The following is a 13,459-nucleotide window of genomic DNA, read 5'->3' as shown; positions in this document are numbered from 1 at the left end:
CGCATGGCCGGACAGGGTCTTCTCGATCAGCAGCTATGGCAGCGATTGCTGGCGCTTGTGTTGGCGTCGGCCATCGTCATGGGCAGCCCGGGGCCGGCGACGATAAGCGTCACCGCGATCGGCGCCGCGTTCGGCCTGCGCGGTTCGCTGCGCTATGCCTCGGGAATCGTTGTCGGGACGGTTCTCGTGCTTTTGGTGGTGGCGACGGGCATCATGGCCGTTCTCACCGCGCTGCCGAAGCTCGCAGCGCTGTTGGCGGTCGCGTCAGCAGCCTACATCCTCTATCTGGCGTTCAAGATAGCGACGGCGCCGCCGCTGGCGGCACGCATTGGTGGGGCGGCACCTCCCACTTTCCTGGGCGGGTTCCTTCTGGCCGTTGCCAATCCGAAAGCCTATGTGGCGATTGCCGCCGTGTTCGCCGGCGCGTCTCCTGGCGCCGGCGGTCTTGCTATTTCAGCCAAGCTGGCGGTCCTCGCCTTGATGATTGCTGCCATTCATCTCTTGTGGCTTCTCGCCGGCGCGGCTTTTGCACATTTGCTGCGCAAACCGCTGGCGTCGCGGATCATCAATCTGGTGTTTGCCGTGACGCTGGTTGCAACAGCCGCCCTGGCTGCCTTGCCGTGAGCCTTTCCGGCATGCGCGGCAGGTGTCTCAGCCTTTCAATTCAGGTTTCGCATCGAGCTCACCAAGCCGTTTCATTGCCGTCGGCGGCATCGGCGGCGGGTTCGGCGTCTGTGCCGCCTCGACGAGAAGCTGGTCGCAGGCGGCTTCCGTCTCGCCGATCAGCCGTTGCATGAATTCGTCCTTGCCGAGGCCGGGCGGGATCGGTGGCAGGAAGCGCGCCTTGATCGTGCCGGGATAGCGCAGGAATTTGCGGCGCGGCCAATAGAGACCGGCGACGTGGGCGACCGGCACCACCGGAATGCCAAGCTGGGCATAAAGTTCGACGATGCCGTATTTGTAGACCGGTTCGTCGCCCGGCGCCCGGCGGGTGCCCTCGGGGTAGATGATCAGCTGGCGCGGATTGCGCGCCAATTCCTGTTTGGTCGCGGCGATCACCGTCTTCAATGCCTTCGAGCGGCTGCCGCGGTCGACCGGAATCATCCGCATCTTCAAAATGTACCAGCCGAAGAACGGGATCCAGGTCAGCTCCCGTTTCAATATGTAAACGGGATCGTCGAGATAAGGCAGGAAAGCGATCGTGTCCCAGAAGGACTGGTGCTTCGGCGCCAGGATGAAAGAGCCGTCAGGCAGGTTTTCCTGGCCGGTGATCTCACTTCTGGTGCCGGCGATCTTGTCGTAGAGCCACATGCTGGTGCGCGACCAGAATTTCGGCACGAACCAGGCGCGATGGCGCGGCGACAGGAAATAATACGGGGTCCAGAGGATCATCTGGACGATCAGATTGAGGTAAAAGGCGAGATTGAACGCCAGCGAGCGGAAATACAGCATACAGCAAGTGCCCGGTGAGGAGGTGTGCGTTCGTTACACCAAGCGCCGGCAAAAAGGAAACGCTGCGAGGCGGGCGATCGGCCCGGCCTTGCGAGGGCCGTCTTCGTCACGTTTCCCACGCGGCCTGCAGCAGGCGCTGTCTCAGGCGCGGGGCGGCGAAGTCGAGGAATGCGCGCAGCTTCACCGGCAGTAGCCCCTGGCCGGCATGGACGAGGCTCACCGGCCATGGGTCTGGCTCAAACTCTTGCAGCACCGGGCGCAGCGTACCCGACCGGACTGCGGCGGCAATCTGATAGGAAAGCAGCCTCGTCACGCCGACGCCGGCAATCGCCGCATCGATCGCTGCCTCAGCCGTGTTGACCCGTAACCTGGAGCGGACCGGCACGCTGAATTCGGTCTTGCCGGTGGCGAAGCTCCAGGCGGCGGCGGTGAGCCCTTCGAAGGTGATGGCACTGTGTGCTGCAAGCTCCTGCGGCGTTTTCGGTGTGCCGTGCTCGGCGAGATAGGCCGGGCTCGCGCAAACGACGCGGCGGATTGAACCCAAGCGGGTGGCGATCAGGCTCGAATCGGCAAGCTCGCCGATGCGGATGGCGAGATCGATGTGCTCTTCGACCAACTGGGTTATCCGGTCGGCGAGTGTCAGCCGCACACCTACCTCAGGATAGACGGAGAGGAAGCTGGTGACGACCGGCAGCACATGCAGGCGGCCGAAGACGATCGGCGCAGTGACGATGAGTTCGCCGGTCGGGGCATTGTATTCGCCGGCGGCTATTCGCTCGGCCTCGCCGACCTCGTCGAGAATGCGACGACAGGCGGCGAGATAGGCATGGCCTGCATCGGTCAGCGACAGCTGCCGCGCCGAGCGGTTCAACAGCCGTGTCTTCAAATGCTTTTCCAGGTCCGAAACCTTGCGGCTGACCGTCGTCAGCGGAATGCCGAAGCGGCGCCCGGCAGCCGAGAGGCTGCCTGTCTCCGCCGCGGCAACGAAAAGCGACATGGACTGGAGGCGATCCATAGCTCTCCCGAAAATTTGCCCTCCCGAAAAACGGAAGGATAGATTGCAGATATGGCATCTGCATCTCGAAGATGGAAGGACCTATTTCCTGACTAGCAATACAGCGCAGCTTGGCGCTTGAGGAGGCTTCCATGAACGCTCACACCAGCGATGTTGCTTTCACCCCGACGGTGAAGGCGATTCAGGCGCGCAAGGGCTCGCGCCAGGCCTATGCCCGTGTCGAGGAGCGTGGCGGCTGGCAGGCGGCAATCACGCCCGATCTCGCCGCCTTCATCGAGGCGCAGACCAGCGTCTTTCTGTCGACCGCCAATGCGGACGGGCAGCCTTACATCCAGCATCGCGGCGGGCCTGCCGGTTTCCTCACGGTGCTCGACGAACGGACGATCGGCTTTGCCGATTTTTCCGGCAACAGGCAGTTCATCACCCAGGGCAACCTCAGCGACAACCCACAGGCTTTCCTATTCCTGATCGATTATGCGCACCGGCAGCGCATCAAGATCTGGGGCAGGGCGCGCGTCGTCGAGGGCGATGCCGAGCTGACGGCAAAGCTGATGCCGCAAGACTATAAGGCGCGACCCGAGCAGGTTATCCTGTTTACGGTTTCGGCTTGGGATTCAAATTGCTCGCAGCACATCCCGCAGCGTTTCGAAGCGGCCGACGTGGCGGCGGCGCTGGACGAACGCGACAAGCGCATCGAACGGCTCGAACAGGAGATCGCACGCTTGCGATCAGATGCTGCAGCCAGGGAATAAGAGCTAGGGAATAAAAGTGCCGGTGCCGTTCAGTTTCCGCCCGCGGCGTCGGCCAGCGTGACGCCGTTGGGCGATTGCTTCACCGGCATGATGCCGCGCGCCAGCGCCAGCAGGTATTTGTTATATTCGGTGAACAGCACGCGCAGCGCTTCTGGCTTGGTCAGCCAGCCGCCATTCTCGAGGTTGGTGTTGACCACCGGATAGGGTTCGAGCCTGGCGCCGTGCAGCAGCCGGCCCATTTCCAGCAGGCTGCGCGGCATGTGATAATTGTTGGTGACGAGAATGACGGTGCCGTAGGCATGGTCCTCGACCCATTTGGCACTTTCCTCGGCATTGCCGATCGTGTCGAGCGCGGCGCGGTCGATGTCGACGCAGCAGGAAAACAGCCTCTTGTCGCCGCCGGTCGCGGCCTGAAGCTGGCGGCGGCTGGCGGAGGGATGGACGCCGCTAATCAGCAGCCGCTCGCCCTTGCCTAACGCAAGCAAGCCCATCGCAGCGTCGAGGCGCGACTGGCCGCCGGTCAGCACGATGATAGCGTCGGCCCTTGCCGGATTGGCGGGCGTAGTCAGGCGGCTGACGGTATTGGCGAACCAGCCGAAGCCGGCGACAAACAGCGCCATAAAGGCGAGCAGAAGGAGAGCCGAGATGCGCAAGGAGCGGGCTGCCAGCAGCCGCCCACGTTCGGCGAACTGATCCGGCTTGGCAAATTCATCAGGCTCGGCGAATACAGGCGGGCGCGCAACCAGCACTGGCATGCATCCAGCGGTATCGGTCGAGTCCCGAACGTCCATCATGAAATGGTTAATCCCGAAATACGGCCTTTGGTAGGAAAAAAATGCAATTTTCGTGACGATGCGTTTTCATCCGTGATCGATCTTTCCTTTAGCCGGCGTCCGGCTGGCGAATGTCGATGTCGCTGAGATAGGTAACCACGGTGAAATGGGAGGTTGCCGCCGTCAGCGCGCCGATCACCAGCACCATGACAGCGACCCCGAGATAACCCGCCGAGCCGATGGCGAAATTGCCGAACAGGGCGGTCGCCTGGTCGGCCTGCGGCGTTGCCATGTTGCGTGACGACCACCAGGAGAAGACGATGAAGACCAGGATCGCCGCGGCGCCGCCTGCCGCGGCGCCCTTCATGCCGGTGACCAGAAAATGCCGGCGGAATTCGCGCGCGATGAAGCGCGCCTCGGCGCCGACAAAATGCAGCACCTCGATGATGTGGCCATTGCCGGCCATGGCGCCGCGCGTTGCGAATACCACGGTCAGCACCGTCGCCGACAGCATCAGCGCCAGCACTGCAATACCGATCGTTACCGTGGTGCGGGCCATGGCAACCAGCCGGTCGACCCAGGTGCGATGATCGTCGAGCGAGGCACTCGGCAGCTTCGGCGTGATCGCCGCGCGCAGTGCGGCGAAATCGGGCGGACTATTCTCGTCGATGGTGATGATGATCAAGCGCGGCACCGGCAGCTCATCGATGTTCAGGCCCGAGCCCAGCCAAGGCTCGAGCAGCCGGGCCGTCGCTTCGCGGTCGACGATCCGGGCGCTTTTCACGCCAGGGAATTCGCCGGCGATCTGCGAGGCCAGCGCAAGTGCGGCCTCCATGTCGAGGCCGTCGACCGGCTTGATCTGGATGGTCGCCTCGCGCGAGATCTGGTTCTCCCAGACGGAGGCGGTGTCACGCACCAGCGTGACGGCGCCAAACGTCAGACAGGACAGAAACGTCATGATGGCGATGACCAGCACCAGCGCCCGGCCGGCGATGTTCTGCGCCGGCACGATCGGCGCCATTTTGCGCTGGACGCGGGGCTTTGCCGCCGCGGAGTCCTGACCCTCGAAATGTTCGACGGAGAGCTCAGTCATAGATGTCCAGCCTTCCGCCGGCCAGGATCATTCGCCGTGCGTCCACCTGTTCCATCAGGCCGAGGTCGTGTGTGGCGATCACCACGGCGGTGCCCAGCCGGTTGAGCTCGATGAACAACCGCAGCAAGCGTCGCGCCAGCGGCGGGTCGACATTGCCGGTCGGCTCGTCGGCGAGCAGGATCTCGGGCTGCTCGATCAACGCCCGGGCAATGGCGGCGCGCTGCTTCTCGCCGCCAGACAGCACCGGTGGCAGCACATGCATGCGCTCGCCGAGGCCGACCCATTTCAGCAGCTCGGTGACGTCAGTGCGATAGGTCGCCTCCTCGCGGCCGCGCACGCGCAGCGGCAATGCCACGTTCTCGTAGGTGGTCATATGGTCGAGCAGGCGAAAATCCTGGAACACCACGCCGATGCGACGTCTCAGATGCGGCAATTCGGTGCGCGAGATGCGCGAGCGGTCCTTGCCGAAAATGGTGATCAGGCCGCGCGTCGGCTTCAGCGACATGAACAAAAGCCGCAGCAACGTCGTCTTGCCGGCGCCTGAAGGTCCGCTCAGGAACTGAAAGGAGCGCTCCGGAATGTGCAAGGAGATGTCGCGGAGAATCTCCGGACCCATGCCATAGCGGAGGCCGACATTTTCGAAGCGGATCACTTTCGACGACCTGAAATTCTCGGCGGCAAGATGCCAGCCCTTTCTGTGGAAAGACCATCGGCCGGCATGGTTAACCGACGGTTAATTTGGGGGCTTTTCGAGCGAGTCACAGGGGTTCCGGTGGGGAAGCGTTAACCATTTCCGTTTACCCGAAAGAAACGAACAGCGAACAGGTGCGGTAGTATTGGGCCATGATGGCTGAGGATCGAACCGCGCGCCCGGTTTCCGGCGAAATCATGACCGATCCGGCCGCCGAGCCGGAACGCATCATGCGCGACGTGACCGCCGAGGTCATCGATGCCGACTATGAGGTGCTGCCCCGCCATTTTGCACGTCAAGACTTTGCGCCGCCGCCTGCGCGCATGATTTCCATGCCTTCGATCGAAGGCATGGACATGTTGCGCAAGCCCGAAACCGCCGTCGAACGGCCGTTGTGGGTGCATGGTGGGCCGATCTTCTGGATTGTCGGCGTCGGTGCCGTCTTTGCCGCCTTCTGGATTTCGGGCGGCCATGCGCTGGTTCGTTAGAACGGCGCCAGAAAATCAACAGGTCACCAGATAAACGATTCGCGACGCGCTGGGACATCCGACCGTTCGCGGGCGCCCTGCGAAAGATTTGGCCTTGCCAGACGGCACGACATGCCTAGAAACGGGTTGAAGACCGTTTCGGTCGGCTTCGCCTACAAAGGCGATCATTTCTGGAAGGGCAGCCAATGCCAGTTGTGCGCGGCAAGGACATCGAAGTCCTGTTTTCGGCGTCCGCCATCGCGCGGCGGAACCTGGAACTTGCCAAGGAGATCGCCGGGCACGACTACCACGACCTTCTGGTAATCTCGGTGCTGAAGGGATCGTTCATCTTCGCCGCCGATCTTATCCGTGCCATGCACGATGTCGGCCTGTCGCCGGAGGTCGAGTTCATCTTCATCTCCAGCTATGGCGCCGGCACGACCAGCGGTGAGGTGAGGGTGCTGCGCGACATCGACAACGAGGTCGCCGGCCGCGATGTGCTTTTGATCGACGACATTCTGGAATCCGGCAAGACGCTGAGTTTCACCCGCGACCTCATGCTGTCGCGCGGCGCGAGGAGCTGTGCCATCGCCGTGCTGCTCGACAAGCGCATGCGCCGCCAGACCACGCTCAACGCCGACTATGTCGGCTTCGACTGCCCCGATTATTTCGTCGTCGGTTATGGCATGGACGTCGCCCACGCGTTTCGCGAATTGCCCTTCGTCGGCATCGTCAAGGGCGACGCTTGAAGTCTTTTGATAATTCTACTCCGGCGGCCACCTGCCGGTGCTCTCGGACTCGAACGTCCGCTCCGCTCCGGTTCTCGAAAACCACGCCATCTGACTCGGCGGAGCGAATTCTGAAAAGGCCTCATCGACCTTCAGCGCCTTCAGGAAACATCAACTTTTCCCCGCCAAATATCTTGCCCATGGCAAAGCTCCTGATCGTCGAGGACGATGAATCCGTCCGCACTCTCGCCGCTCGTGCGCTCGAACGTGCCGGGCATAATGTCACTGTCGCCGCCGACGGCGCACATGGCCTTTCTCTGATCCGGGCGGCGCAAGGGAGCTATGACCTTGTGCTGTCCGACATCCGCATGCCGGAGATGGACGGCATCGAGATGGCCAAGGCGGCAGCAGCGCTGTTCCCGGCGATGAAGATCATGCTGATGACGGGCTATGCCGACCAGCGCGAGCGCGCCGAGGAATTGGACGGCATTATTCTCGACGTCGTGCAAAAGCCGTTCACGCTGGCTGAAATCCGCGCCCGCGTCGAACAGGCGCTCGCCTGCTTCGCCTAAGCCCAAGGCCGACCGCCTTCAGGCGGGGTCGCAGGTCGCCGCAATGGCTGGCGCGCCGCTCAGGCGCCGGCTGGCATTGAGCGCAAACAGGCCGGCGCCGATGATGAGGGCTGCGCCTGCCGCCGTCGCTGGTCGCGGCACTTCGGCAAAGAACAGAAAACCCCATAGCGGCGACCAGATGATACCGGTGTATTCGAAGGTGGCGACGCTGTTGGCGGGCGCCAGCCGGTAGGCCTGCGACAACAGGATCATGCCGGCCGAGGCAACGAAGCCGCATGCCCCCATCTTGAGGAGATCCGGCGTCGCCGGCCAGACCCATGGCCGGACGAGGAATTCGAGGCTCGGATGCACGGCGTGGTCAATGCCTGCCAGCCAAAACAATGCCGCCACCAAGGCGGCGCCGACCAGATAGGCGCCGTTCTGATAGAACGCCATGACAGTCGAGGATTCGGTGTCGCCGATCTTGCGTGCCATCAGCTGCGAGAAACCGTAGAGCAGAGCCGAACCTAGCGACAGCAGCGCTGCCCAGTCGAACAAGCCGGCGCCCGGGCGCACCATGACCAGCACGCCGAGCATGCCGACCAGGACGGTGGCGAGCGCCTGCCAGGACACGCGTTCGCCGAGATAGGGGCCGGCCAGCGCCATGATGAACAGCGGCGCCATGAAATAGAGCGCCACCGCGTCAGCCAGCGGCAGGGCGGCGATTGCCAGATAGTAGGCCGTGTAGGAGGTGAACTGGATGAAGGCGCGCATCGTCAGCATGCCGAACCGCTTCGACAGGATCGCCTGCAATCCGACATCGGCGTGGACAAGGAAAACCAGGATCGGCAGGGCGACGATCGAGCGGATCGCCATCACCTCGGTGACCGGATAGTGGCTCGACACCGCCTTGACCAGCGGGTCCTGCAGCGAAAAGACCAGCACGCCGAGACAGAGGCTGAAGATGCCGAGCACAAGCCGATTCTGCATAGGCGCTCCTGTCTCCCGCGTGCGTGGCCGAAGGCAGGCCTGCATCCGGGGTAAAAAGAACCCGCCACCGTTTCGGGCAGCGGGTACGAGTGAGGACTTTTGATTGGTCCGCAGCCGATTTCGCGGCCGCATATCCAATGGGTAAGGCGACTATCGTCCCCCGTTTGACATGTTGCAAACGAATTGGAATGATGCCAGCAATCAGATTTTCTTATGGTGGGCACATGCGACCCAATCTCGACAGCGACCTGTTGCGCACCTTCGTGGCGGTCGCCGACACCGGCAATTTCACCAAAGCGGCGGAGCGGGCCGGCCGCACCCAGTCGGCAGTCTCGATGCAGATGAAGAGGCTCGAAGGCATGATCGGCGACAGCCTGTTCGAGCGCGGGTCGCGCGGTGTAGCGTTGACGCAGCGCGGCGGCGAACTCATCGCCAACGCCAGGCGTATCGTTTCACTGCTCGACGAGACGGCGGCATCGATGGTCGCGGCGCCGCTTGGCGGGCCGGTGCGCATCGGTATCCCGGAGGAATATGGCCACGCGATCCTGTCGCGGGCACTCGGCGTCTTTGCCAAGCGCCATCCTCAGGTCGACATCACCGTCCGCTACGCGCATTCCGGTGCGCAGATCGCGGCGCTCGCCGCCGGCGAGCTCGATCTGGCGGTGGTGTTCGAATGGCAGGATCTGTCAGGCGGTGAGGTGCTGATGCATGACCCAACCGTATGGGTGACGTCGGAGCTGCATCACATGCATGAGGAGCGGCCGGTGCCGATCGCGCTCTACAACCGTGCCGGTTGGTGCAAGGATTTCGCGATAAAGTCGCTGGAACAGCGCGGTCTCGCTTATCGTGTCGCCTACACCAGCGATACCAATGGCGGCCTGCGGCTCGCCGTCACCTCCGGATTGGCGATTGCGCCGATCTCGCGCAGCAACATCCCGGCCGGCTGCCGCGAGCTTACGGCCGCCGACGGGTTCGGCGACATCGATTCCTCGAACGTGGTGCTGCGGCGCAATGCGAACGCTTCCGGCGAGGCAATCGACGGCATGGAAGAGGCGATCCGCGAGGCTTTCACCAACCGTTAAAGCATGCCACTCAGCTCAGCGCTGGCGGCCACCACGGACTGCGCGCGGCGATCTTCCGAATACAGGCAGCCTTACTTCAGCTCCAGCAACCGCTCCAGATAGCTGCGCTCGATATCGGGGCTGAGTGCGTTGCCGAGCCGCTTGCGGATCGCTTCGAGGATCTGGCGGGCACGCTGCACGTCGATCTCGTCGGGCACTCTCACCGAACTTCCGTCGTCGGGACCCTCGCTGGTGCGAGGCCGCCCGAGCGGGTCACGGTCGGCATTCTGCTGGCGTCCGCCCTGGCCGTTGCCGCCCTGGTCGCCTTGCATCGCCTGCAGTTGCTTCATCATGTCCTTGGCGCCCCTGCGCAAGGCTTCCAATGCGCGGCCCTGGTGACCGACGGCCTGGTCGCCTTCGCCCTCGCCGAGCGCCTGTTCGGCATTGCCCATGGATTTGCCGGCCTCGCCAAACCCCTCATTGGGGTCGAGGCCCATGCCTTCGAGGCTCTTCCTCAATTGATCGAGCTCGCTCTGCAGCTTGCCCTGGCCTTCCTGCAATTGCTTCAGCGCGTCAGCAAATTCCTGCGGCGTCATCGGGTTCGGCCGGCCGAGCGGATCGCGGTCGTCACCTGGGCCGGGCTTGCCCTCTTCGCCCATCGGGCCTGGCTCACTGTTCTCGCCGAGCTGCTCGTCGCGGTTCTGCCCGCGCTGTTGCTGGCCGCGCTGCATCTGGTCCATGCGGAAAGTGTCGTTCATCATCTCCTGCTGGCGCCGCATGATTTCGCCCAGCTTGTCCATCTGCTGGCGCATCTCGCTGTCCTGCTGACCGCCCTGTTGCTGGCGGCCTGCCTGCAGATTGTTCATCATGTCCTGCAGCTCCGACAGCAATTGCTGCGCCTGGTCGCGATTGCCGGATTTCGCCAGGTTCTCGATCTGGTCCATCATGCGGTCGATGTCGCTCTGGCGCAGTTCCTGGCCGTTCTGCTGCATCTGTGGCGCATTCGGATTCTGCTGCGCCCGCGCCGCGAATTCCTGCAGGAACTGATTCATCGCCTCGCGCAGTTCCTTCATCGCCTTCTCGATCTCTTGGTCGCTGGCGCCGTTCTTGATCGCGTCCTGCAGCGCCTGCTGCGCCTGACGCAGCCGCTTCTCGGCCGCCGAAAGATTGCCTTCCTCGATACCGAGCGCGATCTCCCAGAGGTAAGCGACCTCGTCGCGCAACTGGTCGTCGCTGTCGGCCATCTTCAGCCGGGTGCGGGCGCTCATGATGGCGAGATAGTGCGTCATGTTGTCGAACGTGTCTTCGGGCCTGAGCGTGATCGCATCCATCAGGTCGAGCACGCGGTCCTTGGCATAGGCGTCGAGCGCCAGCATGCGGCGCTGCTCGACCACAGCCCCCGCCAACGGGTTGGAGAATGGCCGCTCCGGCATCACCAGCGTCTTGGTTTCGCTGGTCGCCGTGTGTCCGGCACCGTCGGTGACGACAAGCGACAGCTTGACGTTGCCACCGGCCCAGACATGGTCGGTCAGATCCTTCGTCGTCTTAGCAGCATTGGCCTTGCCGCCGCGGTGCGGCAACGTCAGCGGCATTTCCGGCGGGCCATAGAGCGGATGCGCGTTGGGCACTTGCGGATCGGCCAATGCGAAAACCGCCTTGGCGGAGGCCGCGCCATAGTCGTCGTCGATCTGGTAGTTGAGTTCGAAGGCGCCGTTGACGGCGCGCTTCGGCTCGCCGACAAAGCGGATCTGCGGCGGCTTGTCGGGAATTATGGCGAAGGCCCAGCGGTCGAGCTCGCCGTCGCTGGACTGCAGCGTCAGCGTGCCGTCGGCGGTCAACTTGCCGCTGAACTGGCGCACGGTGGAAGGCGTTGCCGGACTTGCCTCAGTCTTGGCGGCTTGCGGCCCGGTCGGATCGATGGCGCGGGTGTTGCCGCCGGTATCGGCGTAGCTCAGCGTTTCCTCGCCCGAACCGCCGGTGACGCGCAGCGACACATCGCTGCCCTCCGGAACCGTGAAGGTCGGCGACGCTTTAGTGGCGTTGTTGGCCAAGACGGGGGCGTTCAGGAATACCGGCGGCCTGCCGGTATAAGCCGGCGGCGTCACCCAGGCATCAATGCGCGGCGGCACGACGTCGCGGGCGGCACGGGCAACAAAACCGTCGCTCAGCCTGCCGCCCGATGGCCCGAAGGAGAAGGCAAAGGCAGTGACCAACAAAAGCGCGGCAACGGCGCGCAGCGCCCACGGGTCGCGTTCCGGCACGCGTGTGCGCGGCACGTCGCCGCCAAGCTCGCCCAGCCGGTCCGCCATGCGCCGCTGATGCTCGCGCCACAGGGCTTGCGAAAAAATGCTTTCCTTGCCGCTCGGGCGATCGGTCTGGACCTGCACCGGGCTGTGCAGCAAACGGTTGGCCGCCTCGATGCGGCGGTCGACCTCGGCCCTGGATGGCGTGCGGAAGAAACGCAGTGGATAGAGTGCGGCAAGCGCTGCGACGCCGAATGCCGTGATAAGACCGATCCGCGCCAGATCGGGCAAAAATGGGAACAGGCCGAGCCACGAAATGCTGAGGAACAGGCTGGCGACGATGATCAGTGGCAGCAGCAATGGCCAGCCGCGTTCGACGATTATCGAGACCTGCGTCCCCAGCCGGCTCAAGGCAAGGCGCCTGGCCAGACTGCGATCGCTGGTGAAAATGGGTCGTTGTGTCATCGGCCCTTCCTGGCCGGGCGGGATAGCCCAGGCCTCACGAGTCTATCGCATGGGCCCGAAAAGTCGATTTTCGGGAAGCACGATGCGAAGACCTAAAATCCTAGCGCGTACTTCGTGCGTCCAAGCGGATGCACATCGCCCTAAGGATACCAACAAACACGGCGAAGGCGAGGCGGTTCCCCAAAACGTGAACAATAATGCCCCGGATATTGTCAGAATTTCGCCGGATTGGCGTTTGCGCCGCAGACCAGTACGGCAACGCGCTCGCCTGCAGCCGGTGCGTAGCGGCCGGACAGGAGCGCCGCGAAGGCGGCCGCACCGCCCGGCTCGGAGATGATTCGCACGCGGTCCCACAGCGCCGCCTGGGCGGCGATAATGTCGTCGTCGCCGACCAGGATCGAGCGCTCGACGAATGCCTCGGCGATGGGATACATCATTTCGCCGACACGCTTTGGCGCGAGCGAATCGGCGGCGATGCCCTCAGCCGGCGCGTCGACGGGTCGGCCCGCCTCGAAGGCGCGATGAAGCGTCGGCGCACCCTCCGGCTCGACCGCGATTATCCTGATGCGGCCGGAAAACCAGGCAGCGATGCCGCCGATCAGCCCGCCGCCGCCGACGGCGACCAGCAGGGTGTCGAGCTTCGGCAGGTCGGCCTCGATCTCGAGGCCGAGCGTGCCTTGCCCGACCAGCGTCTCCTCCTGGTTGAAGGCGTGGATCTGCAGCGCGCCGGATTTTTCGGCGAAGCTCTCGCTGGCGGCCAGCGCCTCGGCATAACGGGCGCCGCCGACGATCAGCTCGGCGCCGTAGCCGCGGATGCGGTCCAGCTTGGCCTGCGGGCTCACTTCGGGAACAAAGATGGTCGCCTTGTGGCCGAGCCGCATGGCGGCATAGGCGACGGCGGCGCCGTGATTGCCGCCCGACGCGGCGACGACGCCGGCCGCAGGAACCGGCCGTTCGAGGAGATTGGTGAACGCACCACGTACCTTGAACGAGCCGGAATGCTGCAAGCACTCAAGCTTCAGGTCGACGGGCAGAGGCGGGCGGCCGAAATCGGCCATGTCGACGCGCAGCACCGGCGTGTGGCGCACGAAGGGCCGGATGCGGGGTTCTATCGCCGCAATGCGCTCGCGTGTGATCGTGTGGCCGTGCAGCATGCTTTCACTCCCAGAGTTGACATT

14 protein-coding genes are annotated in these 13,459 nt (G+C 63.8%); 6 read left to right on the top strand and 8 right to left on the bottom strand.

Annotated elements, in window-relative coordinates:
- Positions 1-3 precede the first annotated feature (3 nt).
- Positions 4-624 carry a LysE family translocator gene (locus NKJ15_RS18680; RefSeq protein ID WP_352816688.1) on the top strand — a complete coding sequence of 207 codons (621 nt, stop codon included), beginning with the start codon at positions 4-6 and terminating at the stop codon, positions 622-624.
- A 27-nt stretch (positions 625-651) separates the two neighbouring features.
- Here the strand turns inward: NKJ15_RS18680 and NKJ15_RS18675 are convergent, their stop codons facing one another.
- A complete protein-coding gene (locus NKJ15_RS18675) occupies positions 652-1,452 on the bottom strand; it encodes a lysophospholipid acyltransferase family protein (protein WP_352769978.1) in 801 nt (266 codons plus the stop codon).
- A 106-nt stretch (positions 1,453-1,558) separates the two neighbouring features.
- Positions 1,559-2,467, bottom strand: coding sequence for a LysR family transcriptional regulator (locus NKJ15_RS18670; RefSeq protein ID WP_352816685.1), 909 nt, complete (start codon positions 2,465-2,467; stop codon positions 1,559-1,561).
- 131 nt (positions 2,468-2,598) lie between these two features.
- On the opposite strand from NKJ15_RS18670, the gene NKJ15_RS18665 reads away from it, so the two are divergent.
- Positions 2,599-3,219: a pyridoxamine 5'-phosphate oxidase family protein gene (locus NKJ15_RS18665; RefSeq protein WP_352816682.1), complete on the top strand. Its 621-nt coding sequence runs from the start codon at positions 2,599-2,601 to the stop codon at positions 3,217-3,219.
- A 29-nt stretch (positions 3,220-3,248) separates the two neighbouring features.
- Here NKJ15_RS18665 and NKJ15_RS18660 read toward each other — a convergent pair whose 3' ends face one another.
- The 3 genes from NKJ15_RS18660 to ftsE form a co-directional block, all read right to left on the bottom strand.
- On the bottom strand, positions 3,249-3,839 hold the full coding sequence (locus tag NKJ15_RS18660) for a YdcF family protein (RefSeq protein ID WP_502898855.1): 591 nt from the start codon (positions 3,837-3,839) through the stop codon (positions 3,249-3,251).
- Between the two features lie 262 nt (positions 3,840-4,101).
- Entirely contained in the window at positions 4,102-5,085 is a 984-nt protein-coding gene (locus NKJ15_RS18655) for a cell division protein FtsX (protein WP_352540194.1), read from the bottom strand.
- Positions 5,078-5,737: a cell division ATP-binding protein FtsE gene (gene ftsE, locus NKJ15_RS18650; RefSeq protein ID WP_023677923.1), complete on the bottom strand. Its 660-nt coding sequence runs from the start codon at positions 5,735-5,737 to the stop codon at positions 5,078-5,080. Before ftsE ends, NKJ15_RS18655 begins: the two co-directional genes overlap by 8 nt.
- Before the next feature lie 236 nt (positions 5,738-5,973).
- Between ftsE and NKJ15_RS18645 the strand changes: the two genes are divergently transcribed.
- The 3 genes from NKJ15_RS18645 (at position 5,974) to NKJ15_RS18635 (ending at position 7,543) form a co-directional block, all read left to right on the top strand.
- Positions 5,974-6,264 carry a hypothetical protein gene (locus NKJ15_RS18645; protein ID WP_352540193.1) on the top strand — a complete coding sequence of 97 codons (291 nt, stop codon included), beginning with the start codon at positions 5,974-5,976 and terminating at the stop codon, positions 6,262-6,264.
- Between the two features lie 185 nt (positions 6,265-6,449).
- Positions 6,450-6,992 (top strand): hypoxanthine phosphoribosyltransferase, encoded by a 543-nt coding sequence (gene hpt, locus NKJ15_RS18640; RefSeq protein ID WP_254816654.1) that lies wholly within the window; start codon positions 6,450-6,452, stop codon positions 6,990-6,992.
- Positions 6,993-7,171: 179 nt separating this feature from the next.
- Positions 7,172-7,543, top strand: coding sequence for a response regulator (locus NKJ15_RS18635; protein WP_352691048.1), 372 nt, complete (start codon positions 7,172-7,174; stop codon positions 7,541-7,543).
- Between the two features lie 18 nt (positions 7,544-7,561).
- Here NKJ15_RS18635 and NKJ15_RS18630 read toward each other — a convergent pair whose 3' ends face one another.
- A complete protein-coding gene (locus tag NKJ15_RS18630) occupies positions 7,562-8,512 on the bottom strand; it encodes a DMT family transporter (protein ID WP_352816679.1) in 951 nt (316 codons plus the stop codon).
- A 224-nt stretch (positions 8,513-8,736) separates the two neighbouring features.
- Between NKJ15_RS18630 and NKJ15_RS18625 the strand changes: the two genes are divergently transcribed.
- Complete coding sequence (locus NKJ15_RS18625; RefSeq protein WP_352471415.1) at positions 8,737-9,594, top strand: LysR substrate-binding domain-containing protein; 858 nt, start codon at positions 8,737-8,739, stop codon at positions 9,592-9,594.
- 71 nt (positions 9,595-9,665) lie between these two features.
- Here the strand turns inward: NKJ15_RS18625 and NKJ15_RS18620 are convergent, their stop codons facing one another.
- Together NKJ15_RS18620 and NKJ15_RS18615 are read right to left on the bottom strand one after the other, a co-directional pair.
- Positions 9,666-12,281 carry a TIGR02302 family protein gene (locus NKJ15_RS18620; protein ID WP_352816676.1) on the bottom strand — a complete coding sequence of 872 codons (2,616 nt, stop codon included), beginning with the start codon at positions 12,279-12,281 and terminating at the stop codon, positions 9,666-9,668.
- 212 nt (positions 12,282-12,493) lie between these two features.
- The gene (locus NKJ15_RS18615; protein ID WP_352502689.1) at positions 12,494-13,435 is read right to left on the bottom strand and encodes a threonine/serine dehydratase; all 942 of its coding nucleotides are present in this window, start codon (positions 13,433-13,435) and stop codon (positions 12,494-12,496) included.
- Between the last annotated feature and the right edge of the window lie 24 nt (positions 13,436-13,459).

Source organism: Mesorhizobium sp. M0207, from assembly GCF_040321995.1.
Taxonomy (GTDB): domain Bacteria; phylum Pseudomonadota; class Alphaproteobacteria; order Rhizobiales; family Rhizobiaceae; genus Mesorhizobium.
Note: the sequence above shows the minus strand (reverse complement) of the source record. Positions and strands in the feature narration are given on the sequence as shown.

What these genes read in the sequence shown, in the direction of transcription:
- NKJ15_RS18680 (WP_352816688.1), top strand. Translation starts at nt 4, where the DNA reads ATGGCCGGACAGGGTCTTCTCGATCAGCAGCTATGGCAGCGATTGCTG.
- NKJ15_RS18675 (WP_352769978.1), bottom strand. Translation starts at nt 1,452, where the DNA reads ATGCTGTATTTCCGCTCGCTGGCGTTCAATCTCGCCTTTTACCTCAAT.
- NKJ15_RS18670 (WP_352816685.1), bottom strand. Translation starts at nt 2,467, where the DNA reads ATGGATCGCCTCCAGTCCATGTCGCTTTTCGTTGCCGCGGCGGAGACA.
- NKJ15_RS18665 (WP_352816682.1), top strand. Translation starts at nt 2,599, where the DNA reads ATGAACGCTCACACCAGCGATGTTGCTTTCACCCCGACGGTGAAGGCG.
- NKJ15_RS18660 (WP_502898855.1), bottom strand. Translation starts at nt 3,839, where the DNA reads ATGGCGCTGTTTGTCGCCGGCTTCGGCTGGTTCGCCAATACCGTCAGC.
- NKJ15_RS18655 (WP_352540194.1), bottom strand. Translation starts at nt 5,085, where the DNA reads ATGACTGAGCTCTCCGTCGAACATTTCGAGGGTCAGGACTCCGCGGCG.
- NKJ15_RS18645 (WP_352540193.1), top strand. Translation starts at nt 5,974, where the DNA reads ATGACCGATCCGGCCGCCGAGCCGGAACGCATCATGCGCGACGTGACC.
- hpt (WP_254816654.1), top strand. Translation starts at nt 6,450, where the DNA reads ATGCCAGTTGTGCGCGGCAAGGACATCGAAGTCCTGTTTTCGGCGTCC.
- NKJ15_RS18635 (WP_352691048.1), top strand. Translation starts at nt 7,172, where the DNA reads ATGGCAAAGCTCCTGATCGTCGAGGACGATGAATCCGTCCGCACTCTC.
- NKJ15_RS18630 (WP_352816679.1), bottom strand. Translation starts at nt 8,512, where the DNA reads ATGCAGAATCGGCTTGTGCTCGGCATCTTCAGCCTCTGTCTCGGCGTG.
- NKJ15_RS18625 (WP_352471415.1), top strand. Translation starts at nt 8,737, where the DNA reads ATGCGACCCAATCTCGACAGCGACCTGTTGCGCACCTTCGTGGCGGTC.
- NKJ15_RS18620 (WP_352816676.1), bottom strand. Translation starts at nt 12,281, where the DNA reads ATGACACAACGACCCATTTTCACCAGCGATCGCAGTCTGGCCAGGCGC.
- NKJ15_RS18615 (WP_352502689.1), bottom strand. Translation starts at nt 13,435, where the DNA reads ATGCTGCACGGCCACACGATCACACGCGAGCGCATTGCGGCGATAGAA.